This window comes from Blautia sp. HCN-20427 (assembly GCF_037890365.1).
Taxonomy (GTDB): domain Bacteria; phylum Bacillota; class Clostridia; order Lachnospirales; family Lachnospiraceae; genus Blautia.
Map to the genome: position 1 here is coordinate 1 of NZ_JBBKBX010000023.1, position 14,819 is coordinate 14,819.

14 protein-coding genes are annotated in these 14,819 nt (G+C 44.5%); 12 read left to right on the forward strand and 2 right to left on the reverse strand.

Going from position 1 to position 14,819, the window contains the following annotated elements; genetic code table 11:
- The 3 genes from WKT17_RS12995 to WKT17_RS13005 all read left to right on the forward strand — a co-directional run.
- The coding region (locus WKT17_RS12995) for a formate--tetrahydrofolate ligase (RefSeq protein WP_340273158.1) at positions 1 to 309 on the forward strand (309 nt) is incomplete at its 5' end.
- Between the two features lie 35 nt (positions 310 to 344).
- Positions 345 to 974 carry a cyclodeaminase/cyclohydrolase family protein gene (locus WKT17_RS13000; protein ID WP_111919864.1) on the forward strand — a complete coding sequence of 210 codons (630 nt, stop codon included), beginning with the start codon at positions 345 to 347 and terminating at the stop codon, positions 972 to 974.
- Between the two features lie 34 nt (positions 975 to 1,008).
- Positions 1,009 to 1,860 carry a bifunctional 5,10-methylenetetrahydrofolate dehydrogenase/5,10-methenyltetrahydrofolate cyclohydrolase gene (locus WKT17_RS13005; RefSeq protein WP_173750315.1) on the forward strand — a complete coding sequence of 284 codons (852 nt, stop codon included), beginning with the start codon at positions 1,009 to 1,011 and terminating at the stop codon, positions 1,858 to 1,860.
- Between the two features lie 97 nt (positions 1,861 to 1,957).
- Here WKT17_RS13005 and WKT17_RS13010 read toward each other — a convergent pair whose 3' ends face one another.
- Both WKT17_RS13010 and WKT17_RS13015 read right to left on the reverse strand, forming a co-directional pair.
- Complete coding sequence (locus WKT17_RS13010) at positions 1,958 to 2,719, reverse strand: TIGR03915 family putative DNA repair protein (protein WP_173750316.1); 762 nt, start codon at positions 2,717 to 2,719, stop codon at positions 1,958 to 1,960.
- Between the two features lie 17 nt (positions 2,720 to 2,736).
- Positions 2,737 to 4,242 (reverse strand): putative DNA modification/repair radical SAM protein, encoded by a 1,506-nt coding sequence (locus WKT17_RS13015; protein ID WP_291683226.1) that lies wholly within the window; start codon positions 4,240 to 4,242, stop codon positions 2,737 to 2,739.
- 164 nt (positions 4,243 to 4,406) lie between these two features.
- Here WKT17_RS13015 and spoIVA point away from each other — a divergent pair, with 164 nt between their 5' ends.
- From spoIVA to WKT17_RS13060, 9 genes are all read left to right on the forward strand, one after another.
- Positions 4,407 to 5,876, forward strand: coding sequence for a stage IV sporulation protein A (gene spoIVA / locus WKT17_RS13020; RefSeq protein ID WP_291683227.1), 1,470 nt, complete (start codon positions 4,407 to 4,409; stop codon positions 5,874 to 5,876).
- Positions 5,877 to 6,014: 138 nt separating this feature from the next.
- A complete protein-coding gene (locus WKT17_RS13025; protein WP_173749625.1) occupies positions 6,015 to 6,647 on the forward strand; it encodes a DUF3786 domain-containing protein in 633 nt (210 codons plus the stop codon).
- A 250-nt stretch (positions 6,648 to 6,897) separates the two neighbouring features.
- Entirely contained in the window at positions 6,898 to 8,094 is a 1,197-nt protein-coding gene (cbiD, locus tag WKT17_RS13030; RefSeq protein WP_173749624.1) for a cobalt-precorrin-5B (C(1))-methyltransferase CbiD, read from the forward strand.
- The gene (cobI, locus tag WKT17_RS13035) at positions 8,091 to 8,786 is read left to right on the forward strand and encodes a precorrin-2 C(20)-methyltransferase (protein WP_173749623.1); all 696 of its coding nucleotides are present in this window, start codon (positions 8,091 to 8,093) and stop codon (positions 8,784 to 8,786) included. Before cbiD ends, cobI begins: the two co-directional genes overlap by 4 nt.
- Positions 8,787 to 8,790: 4 nt before the next feature.
- Positions 8,791 to 9,555, forward strand: a complete 765-nt coding sequence (cobM, locus tag WKT17_RS13040) for a precorrin-4 C(11)-methyltransferase (RefSeq protein ID WP_173749622.1) — start codon at positions 8,791 to 8,793, stop codon at positions 9,553 to 9,555.
- 37 nt (positions 9,556 to 9,592) lie between these two features.
- Positions 9,593 to 10,711, forward strand: coding sequence for a cobalt-precorrin 5A hydrolase (locus WKT17_RS13045; protein ID WP_173749621.1), 1,119 nt, complete (start codon positions 9,593 to 9,595; stop codon positions 10,709 to 10,711).
- Complete coding sequence (cobJ, locus tag WKT17_RS13050; protein ID WP_173749620.1) at positions 10,704 to 11,435, forward strand: precorrin-3B C(17)-methyltransferase; 732 nt, start codon at positions 10,704 to 10,706, stop codon at positions 11,433 to 11,435. The genes WKT17_RS13045 and cobJ overlap by 8 nt, the downstream gene beginning before the upstream one ends.
- Positions 11,428 to 13,407 (forward strand): precorrin-6A reductase, encoded by a 1,980-nt coding sequence (gene cobK / locus WKT17_RS13055; RefSeq protein WP_291683229.1) that lies wholly within the window; start codon positions 11,428 to 11,430, stop codon positions 13,405 to 13,407. The genes cobJ and cobK overlap by 8 nt, the downstream gene beginning before the upstream one ends.
- Before the next feature lie 14 nt (positions 13,408 to 13,421).
- Complete coding sequence (locus WKT17_RS13060; RefSeq protein ID WP_291683230.1) at positions 13,422 to 14,819, forward strand: cobyrinate a,c-diamide synthase; 1,398 nt, start codon at positions 13,422 to 13,424, stop codon at positions 14,817 to 14,819.

Below are 14,819 nucleotides of genomic sequence, written 5' to 3' on the forward strand. Positions count from 1 at the left end.
GTATACGGCGGAAAGAAAGTTGTCCTGACAGCCAATGCGCAGAAACAGGCAGCACAGTTAGAAGCCTTAGGATACGGAAACTGCCCAATCTGTGTGGCTAAGACACAGTACAGCTTAACAGACGACCAGACCAAACTGGGTGCGCCTACAGACTTTGAAGTAACCGTAAGAAACTTAAAGATTTCCGCAGGTGCAGGATTTATCGTAGCATTAACCGGTGAAATCATGACTATGCCGGGTCTGCCGAAAGTGCCGGCTGCTGAAAAGATTGATGTAGACGAGACAGGAAAGATTCACGGCTTGTTCTAAGCAGAAAGAGATACGGTTTTAAGGAGGATACAACAATGGGATTTTCAACAGTGCCATGCAATGAATTCGTAGAAGTCCTGGCTTCTAAAGCCCCGGTTCCCGGCGGCGGCGGCGCTTCTGCCTTAGTAGGAGCAGTAGGAACTGCTCTTGGAAATATGGTAGGAAGCCTTACAGTAGGCAAAAAGAAATATGCAGAGGTAGAAGAAGAAATGTGGGAGTTAAAGAAAAAATGCGATGAACTCCAGAAAGATTTTCTTCGCCTGATTGAGAGAGACGCAGAAGTATTCGAGCCTCTTTCCAAAGCATACGGTATGCCGAGAAATACAGAAGAGGAAAAGGCAGAAAAAGCACGTGTTATGGAAATCGTGTTAAAAGATGCCTGTTCTGTACCTATGGAAATCATGGAAAAATGCTGTGAAGCCATTGAAGTTATTGTAGAGTTCGCAGCAAAGGGTTCTACTTTGGCTATCAGTGATGCAGGGGTAGGCGCTGCTTTCTGTAAAGCTGCTTTAAAAGGAGCCAGCTTAAATGTTTACATCAATACAAAATCCATGGCCGACAGAGCTTATGCGGAAGAATTAAATAAAAAAGCAGACGCTATGCTGGAAAAATATACAAAGATTGCAGATGAAACATTTGAAAGCGTATTATCCAGATTAAAATAATCATAGAAAAAGAACTATTAGGAGGATGCTGGAAATGGCAAAAAGATTACTTGGTAAAGAAGTAACAGCAGCATTAAATGAGAGAATCAAAGCAGATGTTGCTGCACTGGAAGCAAAAGGGGTAAGACCAACTCTGGGAATTATTCGTGTAGGAGAGAATGAAAGCGATATTTCCTATGAAAGAGGAGCAACCAAACGCTGTGAAACTTTAGGTGTTGCATGTGAGAAAATCTTACTTCCGGCTGATGTTACACAGGAGGAACTTCTGGCAACCATTGACAAAGTAAATAAAGATGACAATATTCACGGAGTATTATTATTCCGTCCGCTTCCAAAACATCTGGATCAGTCTGTGATTGAAAATGCTCTGGACCCTGAAAAGGATGTAGACTGTATGACAGACGGCTCTATGTCCGGTGTATTTACCGGAAAGAACGTAGGTTTCCCTCCATGTACACCACAGGCTTGTATGGAAATTCTGGATTATTACGACATTGACTGCACAGGCAAGAAAGCAGTTGTTATCGGACGCAGTCTGGTTGTAGGTAAACCGGCTGCCATGATGCTGATTAAGAAAAATGCAACTGTTACAGTATGTCATACAAGAACCGTGGATATGCCTTCTGTAGTAAAAGAAGCAGATATCGTCATTGTTGCTGCAGGACGTGCAGGTGTAGTAGATGACACTTATTTAAGAGAAGGTCAGGTTGTTATTGATGTGGGTATCAATGTCAATGCAGAAGGAAAACTCTGTGGAGATGTGGATTTTGAAAAGGCAGAACCAATCGTAGAAGCTATCACTCCTGTGCCGGGCGGTGTAGGAAGCGTTACAACTTCTGTATTGGTAGGCCATGTGGTAGAAGCTGCTAAGAGAAAATTTGCATAAAAAGAACCCAGTACAGAAGAGATTCTATATTGGAGGTATGGGCGGAACCTGTTTTGGGTTCCGCCTTTTACAATGTATTTCGGATGAAAGGGCGGAACTATTCTTCTGTAAATTCTGTCATGTTTTTTCGATACCAAAGGGGCAGGAAATTTCTCTGACATTTGGCATTGGCCCGCTCTTTGATAGAGACAGAATCGAAAAACGTTTTCCACAATCTTGTATAAGAATCCTTTTTGTTTCGGACACTTTCCATGTAAGCCAGTTCTTGGGGTGTAATGGGAGTTAAAAAGGCTTCTTGATTTTTAGGGTGCACTACAGCAAGCAGGCGATTCTTATCTGTAATTATCCAGTCTTCTGAGGGCATACGGTCTTCAAAATGAGGAGCCAAGAGCGTCAGCACATGAGATTTCGGTTCAATGACAGAGAATAGAATCTGGTTTTCCAGACGGTCAAAGCGAACAAATTCTCGGAATTTGTGTGTTTCATTATATACACTTCGCTGCAATTCAAAAATGGCCTGTACCTCCGGCTGATGGAGCATATCCAGCACAGCGTTTCCACAGGCAAAGCCCAGCACCAGAAAACGGTAAATTCTGTCCAGCTTTTCCTCATGAGAAGACAGGGAGGCAGCATATACATACTGATACGCCTGAAAAGAGATTTTTTTGTGGATTGAGCGGATAACTTTCTGAACTTTTTCCATTTCCGTATCAATATGGCGGTATTCACAGAACAGTTCCAGGTTGCCCACAGGTTCTGTTTGAAGCCGGATATTGGAGTGTCCCAGCCGGGCTGCCCAAGCGTCATAAATACAGGTCATCATGGATTCAAAATTGTCATAACAGGTAAAAACAACCATGGAAGAGCCTCCTTTTCTTATAATTGACCCCAAAAGGTCTTACAACTGTCTTCTACGGTAGGCGGGACTTCCAGAAAATGGTGGTCAAAGAGGGAAAGCTGTTCATAAGTCTGAGGATGTTCTGCTTCCCAGGCTGTTTTTTTATCTGTGCCGGTCAGTTGGCGGGTAATAAAATCCTCTTCAATAGGAGTTCGATACAGCATTTTTCCCTGGCAGGTGATGAAATATTGTGCCCGCTTTAGAACTACCCCCATTTTCTTTAGCGCAGAAAAATCCAGAGTGCCCTGGCGGCGGGCCTGAACAATTCGCCACGCAGATTTATTGCCGATTCCCGGAACCTTTAACAAGTCGCCATAAGAAGCATGGGAAACTTCTACTGGAAAAATTTCCAGATGACGCAGCGCCCAGTCACACTTGGGGTCAAGCAGGATGTTAAAATTGGGCCTGGCGGGGCTGAGCAAATCCTCAGCATGAAAACCATAATAGCGCAGCAGCCAGTCCGCCTGATAAAGCCGATGTTCCCGAAGCAGAGGAGGGGCTGTGTCCAGAGATGGCAGAGCAGAGTCTTCGTTAAGGGGAATATAGGCAGAGAAAAAGACCCTCTTTAAATCAAATTTCTGATACATCTGCTGGGTTACCTGTAAAAGTTCATAGTCATTTTCAGCGGTGGCTCCGATAATCATCTGTGTGCTCTGTCCAGCAGGTACAAATGGCCGTTTTTTTTGCTTATCTATAGGGACTGACAGAGAACGGGAATTCTGTATCCGGGGTGTAAAAGCAGTTTTTTCCAGAGCCAAGGAGGAAGCACCGGACAAAGTACTGGCAGTATCCGTAAAAATTGTACTGGAGAGATACTGGTTTTGTCCAAAGCGCTCCATAGAAGCAGTTTTGCCCAGGGAAAGCCGGTAATCTATAATTTTCCCCTGTATCTGGGCCATAGGTTTTACAATGGACTGCTGTGTTTTTCCGGGGGCCAGGGTGTGCAGGCTTTTCTCCGTAGGGAGTTCCATATTGATACTCATACGGTCGGCCAGATATCCGGTCTGCTCAATAATTTCCGGAGACGCGCCAGGAACAGCCTTGGCATGGATATAGCCCCTGAAATGGTATTTTGTACGCAGAAGGTACAAAGTCTGATAGATCAGTTCCATGGTATGGGTAGGGTTTTTGATGACTCCGGAACTCAGAAACAGTCCTTCAATATAATTTCTTTTGTAAAATTCCATGGTGATACTGCAGAGTTCCTCCGGGGTAAAGGTGGTGCGCACCTTATCGTTGGAGCGGCGGTTCAGACAGTATTTACAGTCATAGACGCACTCATTAGAGAGCAGGACTTTCAAAAGAGAAATACACCTTCCGTCTGCGGCAAAGCTGTGACAGATACCTGCAGCACAGGAGTTCCCCAGACTGCCTTTTTTCCCTCTCCGGTCAGAACCACTGGAAGTACAGGCAACATCATATTTGGCAGCATCTGATAAAATCTGCAGTTTTTCTTCTAGGGAAAGAGAAAAATTCACTTTCATGTAAACACCTCTTTGTAAAAATGATAAAATAGAATCGAACATATATTCTGATTTTATTATAACAGGTATATAAAAAATGTCAAGAACAAATGTTCGTGAAATTGGGAGGAATTTTTTTGAAAGGTCTGTCATATAATCTAGCAATACGATGAAAGGGGTATTTTATGGATACATATAATATTTACAAGGATATACAGGCTCGTACAAACGGAGAAATTTACATAGGTGTTGTGGGTCCGGTGCGCACGGGGAAATCCACATTTGTGCGAAGATTTATGGAACTGGCTGCACTTCCCAATATGGAGGAAAACCTGAGAAATGAAATTCGTGACCAGCTTCCGCTAAGCGGTTCCGGTAAACTGATTACCACCGTAGAACCTAAATTTATTCCAAAAGAAGCAGCAGCAATCCAAATGGGAGAGGAATTTCAGGCGAAAATACGGTTGATAGACTGTGTGGGATTTTTGGTTCCCAATGCGGCAGGAAACATGGAAGACGGAAAGGAACGTATGGTAAAAACGCCCTGGTACAGTTATGAAATCCCCTTTCACCAGGCGGCAGAGACAGGCACCAGAAAAGTCATCGAAGAACATTCCAACATTGGCCTGGTGGTTACCTGTGACGGCTCTTTTGGGGAAATTCCCCGGGAAAGTTATATCACGGCAGAAGAGAAAACTGTGTCAGAACTAAAGAAAACAGGCAAGCCGTTTTTGATTATTTTAAATTCCCAGAAGCCTTATAAAGAAGAAACATTAGCCCTGGCAGAGGAACTGAAAAAGAAATATCAGGCCGGAGTTGTAAGTGTAAATTGTGAACAGTTGAGAAAAGAAGATGTGTCCAGAATTATGGAAAAACTTCTTTATGAATTCCCCATTGTGCAGATGGAATTTTATGTTCCAAAATGGGTGGAAATGCTGCCCGCTGACCATTATTTAAAGGAAAATCTTCTTGGGTCTATTCAAGAACTTATGAGTCATATGAAGTATGTAAAGGACGCGTCCAAAGACCATTTTGCGGTTGCTTCTGAGTATATCAGAAATATGATTCCGGAGAAGACAGACCTGTCCAGCGGAAGAATCTGTGTACGGGTAGAAATGGATGAAACCTGGTACTATGAGATTCTAAGCGAGATGACAGGCGTGGATATTTCTGATGAATATGAATTGATTCATACCATGCAGGAACTGGCAAAAATGAAAGAGGAATACGTCAAAGTAAAAGGCGCTATTTCCTCGGTTCGCGGTAAGGGATACGGTGTGGTAACTCCGGACAAAGAAGAGATAAAACTGGAAGAACCCGTTGTTATTAAACAGGGCAGTAAGTATGGGGTTAAAATCAAATCCATCAGCCCTTCCATACATATGATTCGCGCCAATATTGAAACAGAAATTGCGCCGATTGTGGGCAGTGAAGAACAGGCAAAAGATTTGATTTCTTATATTAAGGCCAGTGATGAGCGAAAGGAAAGTATCTGGCAGACGAACATTTTCGGCAAATCCATCGGACAGCTGGTGGAGGATGGGATTCACACAAAACTGGTGCAGATTGGAGATGAGAGTCAGGTAAAACTCCAGGACACCATGCAGAAAATCGTCAATGACAGCAAAGGCGGACTGGTGTGTATTATCATTTAAAAACAGAGAACTGCAGCACTGAAAAATGGGGCGTATCCATTGGATAAGCTCCGTTTTTTAGTGCCGCAGCAGCTTTCATAAACCTTTAAGATATGATAAAATAAAGAAAAATATACTTTATGAGGAGGAGAAAAGGCTATGGCAGATTCCAATTATGAGAAAGTTTTCCGACAGTACCAGGAGTGGTTTTTGCAGGACAATCCAAGGGAAACAGCAGACTTTCTGGGGTTGAAAACAGACAGAGAGTATCTCTATATTCCCTTCTTTGGAGAATTGTGTACCATTACCTTGAAAGACGGAAATATTGGAAAAGCAGACGGTTCTGCAGTGCCTGTAGAGGACAGGCTGACCATCATGCAGCACCTGCATTATCATAAAAAAGATGCCAGGGAAAGTACAAAACAGGTTCCTTTCCGTGAAATTAAAGAAGCAGCCGTTTTTGAAAAAGCCTACCAAAAATCAGCTCTGCTGCCTCTTGTACGAAACTTTTCGGGAAAGACGAAAGAACTGCTTCGGGCGGGATTAAGCATAAAAGGAAAACAGGAGCGGTTTGGGGATGTCAGCTTTACGCTGCAGGCTTTCCCTAAAATTTCTCTGACTTATATATTCTGGGATGGGGATGAGGAATTTCCGGCTTCCGCAAATATTCTTTTCGATGACCAGATTGCAAACTGGACACATCCGGAAAGTGTGCCGGTACTGGCCGAAACCGGTACCAGGAAACTGATAGAGGCCGCAGGAGGAGAACGTGGATTTTGGGTAGAAAGATAATGGTTTGCGTTGACTTTTATTGTAGAAAATTATATAATGAATACGGTTATAAATAGAAAAAAAGCTGAACATTTCCATGGAAACAGGAGAATTTCCTGTGCAAGTCCGTTACTGTAAAGCCAGATACATGAAATGTTCAAGGAGTGGAAGCATTCTGCGGCAACCGGATACTTCCAGGAATAATGAATAGAAAAAGCCGTTGTCTTGACAGGACAGCGGTTTTTTTCGGCAGGAATGAAGTGAGGAAACTATGACAGGAACCACGGGACTGGAAGGGTACTACAGTATTAAAAACAATAAAAAAATGCGCTATGGCTATACCACCGGCTCCTGCGCAGCAGGGGCTGCAAAGGCAGCGGCGTTTATGCTTCTTTTAAACAAATACAAAGAAACAGAAAGCCTGATGACGCCCAAAGGAATTCTTCTATCCCTGAAGATTCTGGATATTACCAGGGGAGAAAACTGGGTTTCCTGTGCTGTAGAAAAAGACGCAGGAGATGACCCGGATGTGACCCACGGGCTGAAAATTTTTGCCAAAGTAGAGAAAATTTCCGGGAAAGAAATTATCATCGACGGCGGCGTTGGCGTGGGAAGAGTGACGAAAAAAGGATTGGAACAGCCAGTAGGCAGTGCAGCAATCAATAAAGTTCCCCGTGCCATGATACAGAGGGCTTTGGAAGAAATCTGCAGCCAGGCAGACTACGAAGGCGGTCTTCTGGTAACCATCAGTGTGCCAAAAGGAGAACAGACCGCTGCCAGAACCTTTAATCCCCGGCTTGGGATTGAAGGGGGGATTTCTATACTTGGAACTTCTGGAATTGTTGAACCTATGAGTGAAGCAGCCCTTATCAAAAGCATTGAAGTGGAGATGCGGCAAAAGGTAGAAAACGGAGCCGAATATCTTTTAGTGACCCCGGGAAATTATGGTGTAGCATACATAAAAGAACATATGAATCTGCCTTTTTCAGAGAATATGAAATGCAGCAATTATGTGGGAGAAACTCTGGATATGGCTGTGGATATGGGGGTAAAAGGGATTCTTTTTATCTCTCATATCGGAAAGTTTGTGAAGGTAGCAGCAGGAATTATGAATACCCATTCCCGCTGTGCGGATGGCAGAGCCGAAATACTGGCCGCCAACGCCCTAAGGGCCGGAATTTCCATGGAAGGGGCCAGAGAAATTCTGAATACCATTACCACAGATGAAGGACTTACCGTGATACAAAAAGAAGGGCTTTTAGAGCCGGTTATGGGAGAGTTGATGGATCGAATCAGCTATTATCTGAATCATAGAACCTATGGAAGACTGCAGACAGAAGCGGTATTGTTTTCCAATGAATTCGGATATCTGGGAGAGACAAAAGAAGCCAAAACTCTGGCTGAACTGCTGCGGCGGCAGTATCCCTGCTATACAGAAAAGACAGAAGAAAAGGAGAAAAAAACATGAATGGAAAATTATTGGGACTGGGCGTAGGACCCGGAGACCCGGAATTATTAACCATAAAGGCTCTGCGGATAATACAGGAAAGTGACGTCATTGCTGTTCCCGGAAATGAGGTGCAGGAAAGCGTGGCTTATCAGATTGTAAAAGGTGTATATAAAGAACTGGACAGCAAACCGTTGATTCCCATAGCTATGCCTATGACAAAGGATAAAGCTGTATTGGAAGCAAACCATGAGAAAGCAGCTGATGACATAGAAGCCTGCTTAAAAGAGGGAAAACAGGTTGCATTTCTGACGCTGGGAGATCCTACGGTTTATTCCACCTATATGTACGTCCATAAACGGATTCTAAGCCGGGGATATGAGGTGGAAATTGTCAGCGGAATCACTTCTTTTTGCGCAGTAGCAGCCAGATTAAACAGGAGTCTTGTAGAAATGGCAGAGCCGCTTCATGTGATTCCGGCTACTTATAAAGCAGATGAAATGAATGAGATTCTGGCCCTTCCGGGAACCAAAGTTCTGATGAAAACAGGCAGAAAATTAAAACAGGTAAAAGAGAGTATTTTAAACAGCGGACAGTCTGCGGTTATGATTGAAAACTGCGGAATGGAAACAGAAAAAATATATGAGACTGCAGAGGAAATACCCGATGCGGCAGGTTATTATTCACTGATTATTGTGAAGGAAAAGGGGTGAAAACATGATACATTTTGTGGGTGCAGGAAGTGGAGCTGCAGATTTGATTACACTTAGAGGAAAGAAATTTCTGGAGGAAGCAGATGTGGTCATTTACGCCGGTTCTCTGGTAAATCCTCAGCTTTTGGAATACGCAAAAGAGGGCTGTGCAATTTATAACAGCGCGAAAATGACGCTGGAAGAAGTGCTGGAGGTTATGTTTCAGGCAGAAAAAGAGGAGAAAATGACTGTGCGTCTTCACACAGGAGACCCCTGTCTTTACGGGGCTATTCGGGAGCAGATGGATGTTTTGGATGAAAAAGGAATTTCCTATGATTACTGTCCGGGAGTCAGTTCTTTCTGCGGTGCGGCTTCTGCCCTGGATTTGGAATATACACTTCCCAATGTATCTCAGAGCGTTATCATTACAAGAATGGCTGGAAGGACGCCGGTACCGCCAAAAGAGAGCATCGAATCCTTTGCTGCTCATCAGGCTACCATGGTTGTATTTTTAAGTACGGGTATGCTGGAAGAACTCTCCAGGAGACTGATAGAGGGAGGATACCGTCCGGATACACCGGCTGCTATTGTCTATAAAGCCACCTGGGAGGATGAAAAATCTTTCGTGTGCACGGTGGACACCCTTGCGCAGACAGCCAGGGAAAATCATATTACGAAGACGGCTCTTATGATTATCGGCGATGTGGTGGCCCATCATTCTTATGACCGTTCCAAGCTGTATGACCCGGAATTTACTACAGAATTCAGAGAAGGAAATTCCCCGTTATAAGACACAAAATCTTGCCCAAGAACTATGGAGGTAGATTATGAAAATATCAATTATCAGCTTCAGCCAGTCCGGATACCGGCTGAGTGAAATGCTGTACTGGGTATTAAAAGAACGTTCTTATGAAGTGACATCTTATACGAAAAGCAAGTATACTAAAAAGGTGCTGGATGAGTCCCAGCTGGATGAAGAATCCAGAGATTTCAGAAACGTAAAACAGTTTGCAAAACCGGTGGATGAATCCATCCACGAGTGGACCGGACAGCGTTTTCAGGACAGTGATGCCATTGTGTTTGTGGGGGCCTGCGGCATAGCTGTGCGCAGCATTGCTCCTTTTGTAAAAAGTAAAAAGATGGATCCGGCTGTGGTGGTGGTAGACGAACAGGGACGTTTTTCCATTTCCCTTTTGTCCGGGCATCTGGGAGGAGCCAATGAACTGGCAGAAGAGGTTGGTGAGATTGTGCATGCCCAGCCGGTAGTCACAACGGCTACGGACTTAAATGATAAATTTGCAGTGGATATCTTTGCAAAAAAGAATGGTTGCTATATCTCAGATATGGTGCTGGCAAAAGAAATTTCTGCCGCTGTACTGGCCGGAAAACAGGTGGGATTTGCCAGTGACTTTCCGTGGATTGGGGAACTTCCTGCAGAGCTGAAGCTGTGTGGAGAAGAGGAAGAAGAAAAGCCGGAGCTTGGTATTTGCGTTACCTCTGGCTATTTGGAACATCCTTTTGTACACACTCTTTATTTGATACCCAGGGTGGTTACCACAGGAGTAGGCTGTAAAAAGGAAACCCCAAAGGGAACAGTGGAAAATGTAATCCGCAGAGCCTGTGACGAACTGCTGATTCCTTCTGTGGCTATGGAACAGGTAACCAGCATTGATTTAAAGAAAGAAGAACAGGGGATTTTGGAATACTGTCAGGAACGAAACCTTCCTTTTATTACCTACACGGCCGAGGAACTACAGGAAGTAGAAGGCACATATGCCCAGTCTGATTTTGTAAAAGAGACAACAGGTGTGGATAATGTGTGTGAAAGAGCGGCTCTTCTTGGCAGCAGCAGAGAGGGAAAAGGAAGACTGATACAGAGAAAATATGCACAGGACGGCGTGACTGTAGCCCTTGCGATGAAGAAATGGAGTGTGAATTTTGAATAAATTATATGTGGTAGGTATCGGGCCCGGTGCCTATGAAAAAATGACTATTGAAGCCTCACAGGCTTTGCAGAAAAGTGATGTGATTATTGGATATACCGTGTATGTAGACTTGGTAAGAAACCATTTTCCGGGAAAAGAATTTATGACAACACCGATGAAAAAAGAGGTAGACCGCTGTGTTCTGGCCTTTGAAGAAGCCATGAAAGGAAAGACGGTTTCCATGATTTGCAGCGGAGATGCAGGTGTGTACGGCATGTCCGGTCTGATGTACGAAGTGGGAGTCAAATATCCGGAGGTAGAACTGGAAATTATTCCGGGTGTCACTGCAGCTACAGGGGGAGCGGCTGTTCTTGGAGCGCCGCTGATTCATGATTTCTGCCTGATTAGTTTAAGCGATTTGCTCACTCCATGGGAGAAAATTGAGGCCCGTCTGCTGGGAGCATCCCAGGCGGATTTTGTGATTTGCCTGTACAATCCTTCCAGCAAAAAACGGCACGATTATCTGGAAAAAGCCTGTACATTAATGATGAAGTATAAGTCTCCCGATACTGTTTGCGGAATTGTAGGAAACATTGGACGGGAAGGGGAAAGTATGCAGGTCATGACACTGGAAGAGCTGAAAAATACCGGAGTGGATATGTTTACCACGGTGTTTGTAGGAAACTCCCAGACAAAAGAAATCAATGGAAAAATGGTAACACCGAGAGGCTACAAAAATGTGTAAAGTCATTATTTTTGCCGGGACAACAGAAGGCCGGCAGATAGCAGAATTTCTGAATCGAAGAAAGATTTCCGCGCTCATTTGCGTAGCCACGGAGTATGGAGAGCAGCTTTTGCCCGCTTCCGATACATTAGATGTTTCCCATAACCGCCTTTCAGAGCCGGAGATGGAATCGCTGATGAGGGAAAAGGGCAGTCCTTTGGTATTGGATGCCACCCATCCCTATGCCGCAGAAGTGACAGAAAATATAAGAAAAGCCTGTGAACAAACAGGCTCTCCTTATGTGAGAGTGCTAAGAGAAAATACTGCAGAGAACATGGAAACAGAAAGCCTTTATGCGGGCAGTGTAGAGGAAGCCGTTACACTTCTGGAACATACAAAAGGGAATATTCTGGTGACAACAGGAAGTAAAGAGGCGGAGAAATATACGGCGCTTTCAGATTATAAAAAGCGGGTATTTCTGCGGGTTTTATCCCTTCCCAATGTAGCGCAGCAGTGTGCAGCACTAGGCTTTGAGGGCAGGAATCTTATCTGTATGCAGGGACCGTTTTCTATGGAATTAAATGCAGCTATGCTTCGGCAGCTGGACTGTAAATATCTGGTAACGAAGATGTCGGGCAGCACCGGAGGCTTTCAGGAAAAGATAGAGGCTGCCAGAAGCTGCGGCTGTATACCGGTGATGATTGGCAGACCATTAAAAGAAGAAGGGATTTCTCTTATACAGTGTAAAAGGCTGCTGTGTGAGAGATTTTCGCTTTCCTCTCAGGCAGAAATTACTCTGGTTGGGATTGGAATGGGAAGTGAAAAAAGCCGTACCAGAGAAGCTGCAGAGGCTGTCCGGGGAGCGGATTTGCTGATTGGAGCCAGACGTATGGTGCAGTCCTGTGTCGGAAGAGGACAGGATGTGTATGTGGAATATGACAGTGAAAAGATTGGAAATTATATCCGTCTTCATCCCGAATACGAGAAGATTGCCATTGTCTTATCCGGAGACACCGGATTCTACAGCGGCGCCAGAAAGCTTCTGCAGGTGTTGGGAAATCAGGTAAAAGTGATATGCGGAATTTCTTCTCCGGTATACTTCATGAGCCGTATCCAAAAGACCTGGGACGATACTATACTTACCAGTGTCCATGGAAAACATACAGAACTTGTGGGGCTTATCCGCCGTCACAAAAAGGTATTTTCCATTCTGGGAACCTCAGATGGGATTGCCGAACTGGCAGAAAAGCTAATAGCGTCGGGGCTGAAAAATGTCCGTATGTACACCGGAGAAAGACTGTCCTATGAGGATGAAAAAATCAGACAGGGAGGGCCGGAGGATTTCCTGGGATATGAAGCAGATTCTCTGAGCGTAGTCTATGTGGAAAATTCCGATTATGAAAAACTTCCTGTTACCCATGGCATTTCAGACAGTGCATTTTTGCGGGATAAGGTTCCCATGACAAAGGAAGAAGTGCGTACTGTATCGCTTTCCAAGCTGCGCTTATATGAAGATTCTGTCTGCTATGACATAGGTGCAGGAACTGGTTCGGTGTCTATAGAAATGGCGGTGCGGGCCTTTTCGGGAAAGGTCTACGCCATAGAAAAGAAACCTCTTGCCGTAGAGGTTTTAAAGAAAAACAAAGCAAAATTCGGTGTGGGAAATCTGGAAATTATAGAAGGTCTGGCCCCGGAAGCCATGGAAGATTTGGAACCTTGTACCCATGCGTTTATCGGCGGTTCTTCGGGAAATATGAAGGAGATTATCCGTCTGCTTCTGAAAAAAAATCCTTGTGTGCGGATTGTCATAAACTGCATTGCACTGGAGACACTTTCCGAAGCCTTACAGTGCTTAAAGGAGCTGCCGCTTACGGATACAGAGATTGTACAGATTGCGGCAAGCAAGGCAAAAAGTGTGGCCAGCTACCATATGATGATGGGAGAAAATCCTATTTATATTATTTCCTGTACCGGAATTGGCGCTTCAGAATAAGAGAGGAAACGTTTATGAAGAACATACCTCGTTTTTTAATCACTGCAGGGGCCAGCGGCAGCGGAAAAACACTGGTAACCTGCGGAATTCTTCAGGCTTTTAAGAACAGAGGGCTTTCTGTGGCCTCTTTTAAGTGCGGCCCGGATTATATTGACCCCATGTTCCATGCCAAAGTGATAGGAACTGCCTCAGCGAATCTGGATACTTTTTTTACAGAGGAGGAAACCACCCGCTATCTGCTGGAGGAAAACAGCAGAGGATGTGAGATTTCTGTAATGGAAGGGGTCATGGGATATTATGATGGAGTGGGAGGCACAACCACAAAAGCCAGCGCTTATGATTTGGCAAAGGTGACAAAGACCCCTGTCGTATTACTGGTAAATTGCAAAGGCATGAGTGTTTCTATTCTGCCGTATATCGAAGGGTTTGTAAAATATCAGAAGGACAGTGGGATAGAAGGTGTTCTTTTAAATCAGATGTCCCCCATGCTGTATCCCAGAGTGAAAAAACTCATAGAAGACCAACTTTCTATTTCGGTGTACGGCTATATTCCCCCAGTGGAAGAATGTGATTTAAAGAGCCGTCATTTGGGATTGGTATTGCCGGATGAGATAGGGGAACTTCGGGAAAAACTGAACCGTCTTGCCGCTGTTCTGGAAGATACTGTAGAACTTGACGGGCTGCTTCGACTGGGGAAATCAGCCCCGGATTTGGAAGTGAGAACGCCGGATTTTTTAATAACATCCAATATGAAACAAGAGAAATCTCCGGTGTGTATCGGGGTTTCCAAAGATGAGGCGTTCTGCTTTTTATATGCCGACAATCTTCGGATTCTGGAAAAAATGGGAGCAAAAATCTGTTATTTTTCTCCTTTGCATGAGGAGCATCTTCCAAATGATTTGGACGGGCTGCTGCTCTGCGGCGGCTATCCGGAGCTTTTTGGAAAGAAACTGGAAGAAAACGAAACTTTACGGCTGGAAATCCGGAAAAAACTGCAGCAGGGACTGCCTCTTTTGGCAGAGTGCGGAGGCTTTATGTATCTGCACGATACTTTTGAAGATATGGAAGGAAATTTCTGTAAGGGTATTGGGCACATAACCGGAAAGTCCTATCGCACCCCCCGGTTATCCCGTTTCGGATACATTCAGGTGAACAGCAAAAACGGGAAGCTGTTCGGAGCCGATACAGGCAGCTGCCCGGCCCATGAATTTCACTATTTTGATTCTACAAACTGCGGTACAGACTGTTATGCTGCAAAACCGGAGAGCAGCAGAGGCTGGGACTGCCTGCATGTTACAGATACTATGCTGGCAGGCTTTCCCCACTTTTATTATTACGGAAATCCCCGGCTTCCTATGGCTTTTACGGATTGCTGCAGAGCCTACAGAAAACATAAGAAAGAAGGTTTATAA

What these genes read in the sequence shown, in the direction of transcription:
- WKT17_RS13000 (WP_111919864.1), top strand. Translation starts at nt 345, where the DNA reads ATGGGATTTTCAACAGTGCCATGCAATGAATTCGTAGAAGTCCTGGCT.
- WKT17_RS13005 (WP_173750315.1), top strand. Translation starts at nt 1,009, where the DNA reads ATGGCAAAAAGATTACTTGGTAAAGAAGTAACAGCAGCATTAAATGAG.
- WKT17_RS13010 (WP_173750316.1), bottom strand. Translation starts at nt 2,719, where the DNA reads ATGGTTGTTTTTACCTGTTATGACAATTTTGAATCCATGATGACCTGT.
- WKT17_RS13015 (WP_291683226.1), bottom strand. Translation starts at nt 4,242, where the DNA reads ATGAAAGTGAATTTTTCTCTTTCCCTAGAAGAAAAACTGCAGATTTTA.
- spoIVA (WP_291683227.1), top strand. Translation starts at nt 4,407, where the DNA reads ATGGATACATATAATATTTACAAGGATATACAGGCTCGTACAAACGGA.
- WKT17_RS13025 (WP_173749625.1), top strand. Translation starts at nt 6,015, where the DNA reads ATGGCAGATTCCAATTATGAGAAAGTTTTCCGACAGTACCAGGAGTGG.
- cbiD (WP_173749624.1), top strand. Translation starts at nt 6,898, where the DNA reads ATGACAGGAACCACGGGACTGGAAGGGTACTACAGTATTAAAAACAAT.
- cobI (WP_173749623.1), top strand. Translation starts at nt 8,091, where the DNA reads ATGAATGGAAAATTATTGGGACTGGGCGTAGGACCCGGAGACCCGGAA.
- cobM (WP_173749622.1), top strand. Translation starts at nt 8,791, where the DNA reads ATGATACATTTTGTGGGTGCAGGAAGTGGAGCTGCAGATTTGATTACA.
- WKT17_RS13045 (WP_173749621.1), top strand. Translation starts at nt 9,593, where the DNA reads ATGAAAATATCAATTATCAGCTTCAGCCAGTCCGGATACCGGCTGAGT.
- cobK (WP_291683229.1), top strand. Translation starts at nt 11,428, where the DNA reads ATGTGTAAAGTCATTATTTTTGCCGGGACAACAGAAGGCCGGCAGATA.
- WKT17_RS13060 (WP_291683230.1), top strand. Translation starts at nt 13,422, where the DNA reads ATGAAGAACATACCTCGTTTTTTAATCACTGCAGGGGCCAGCGGCAGC.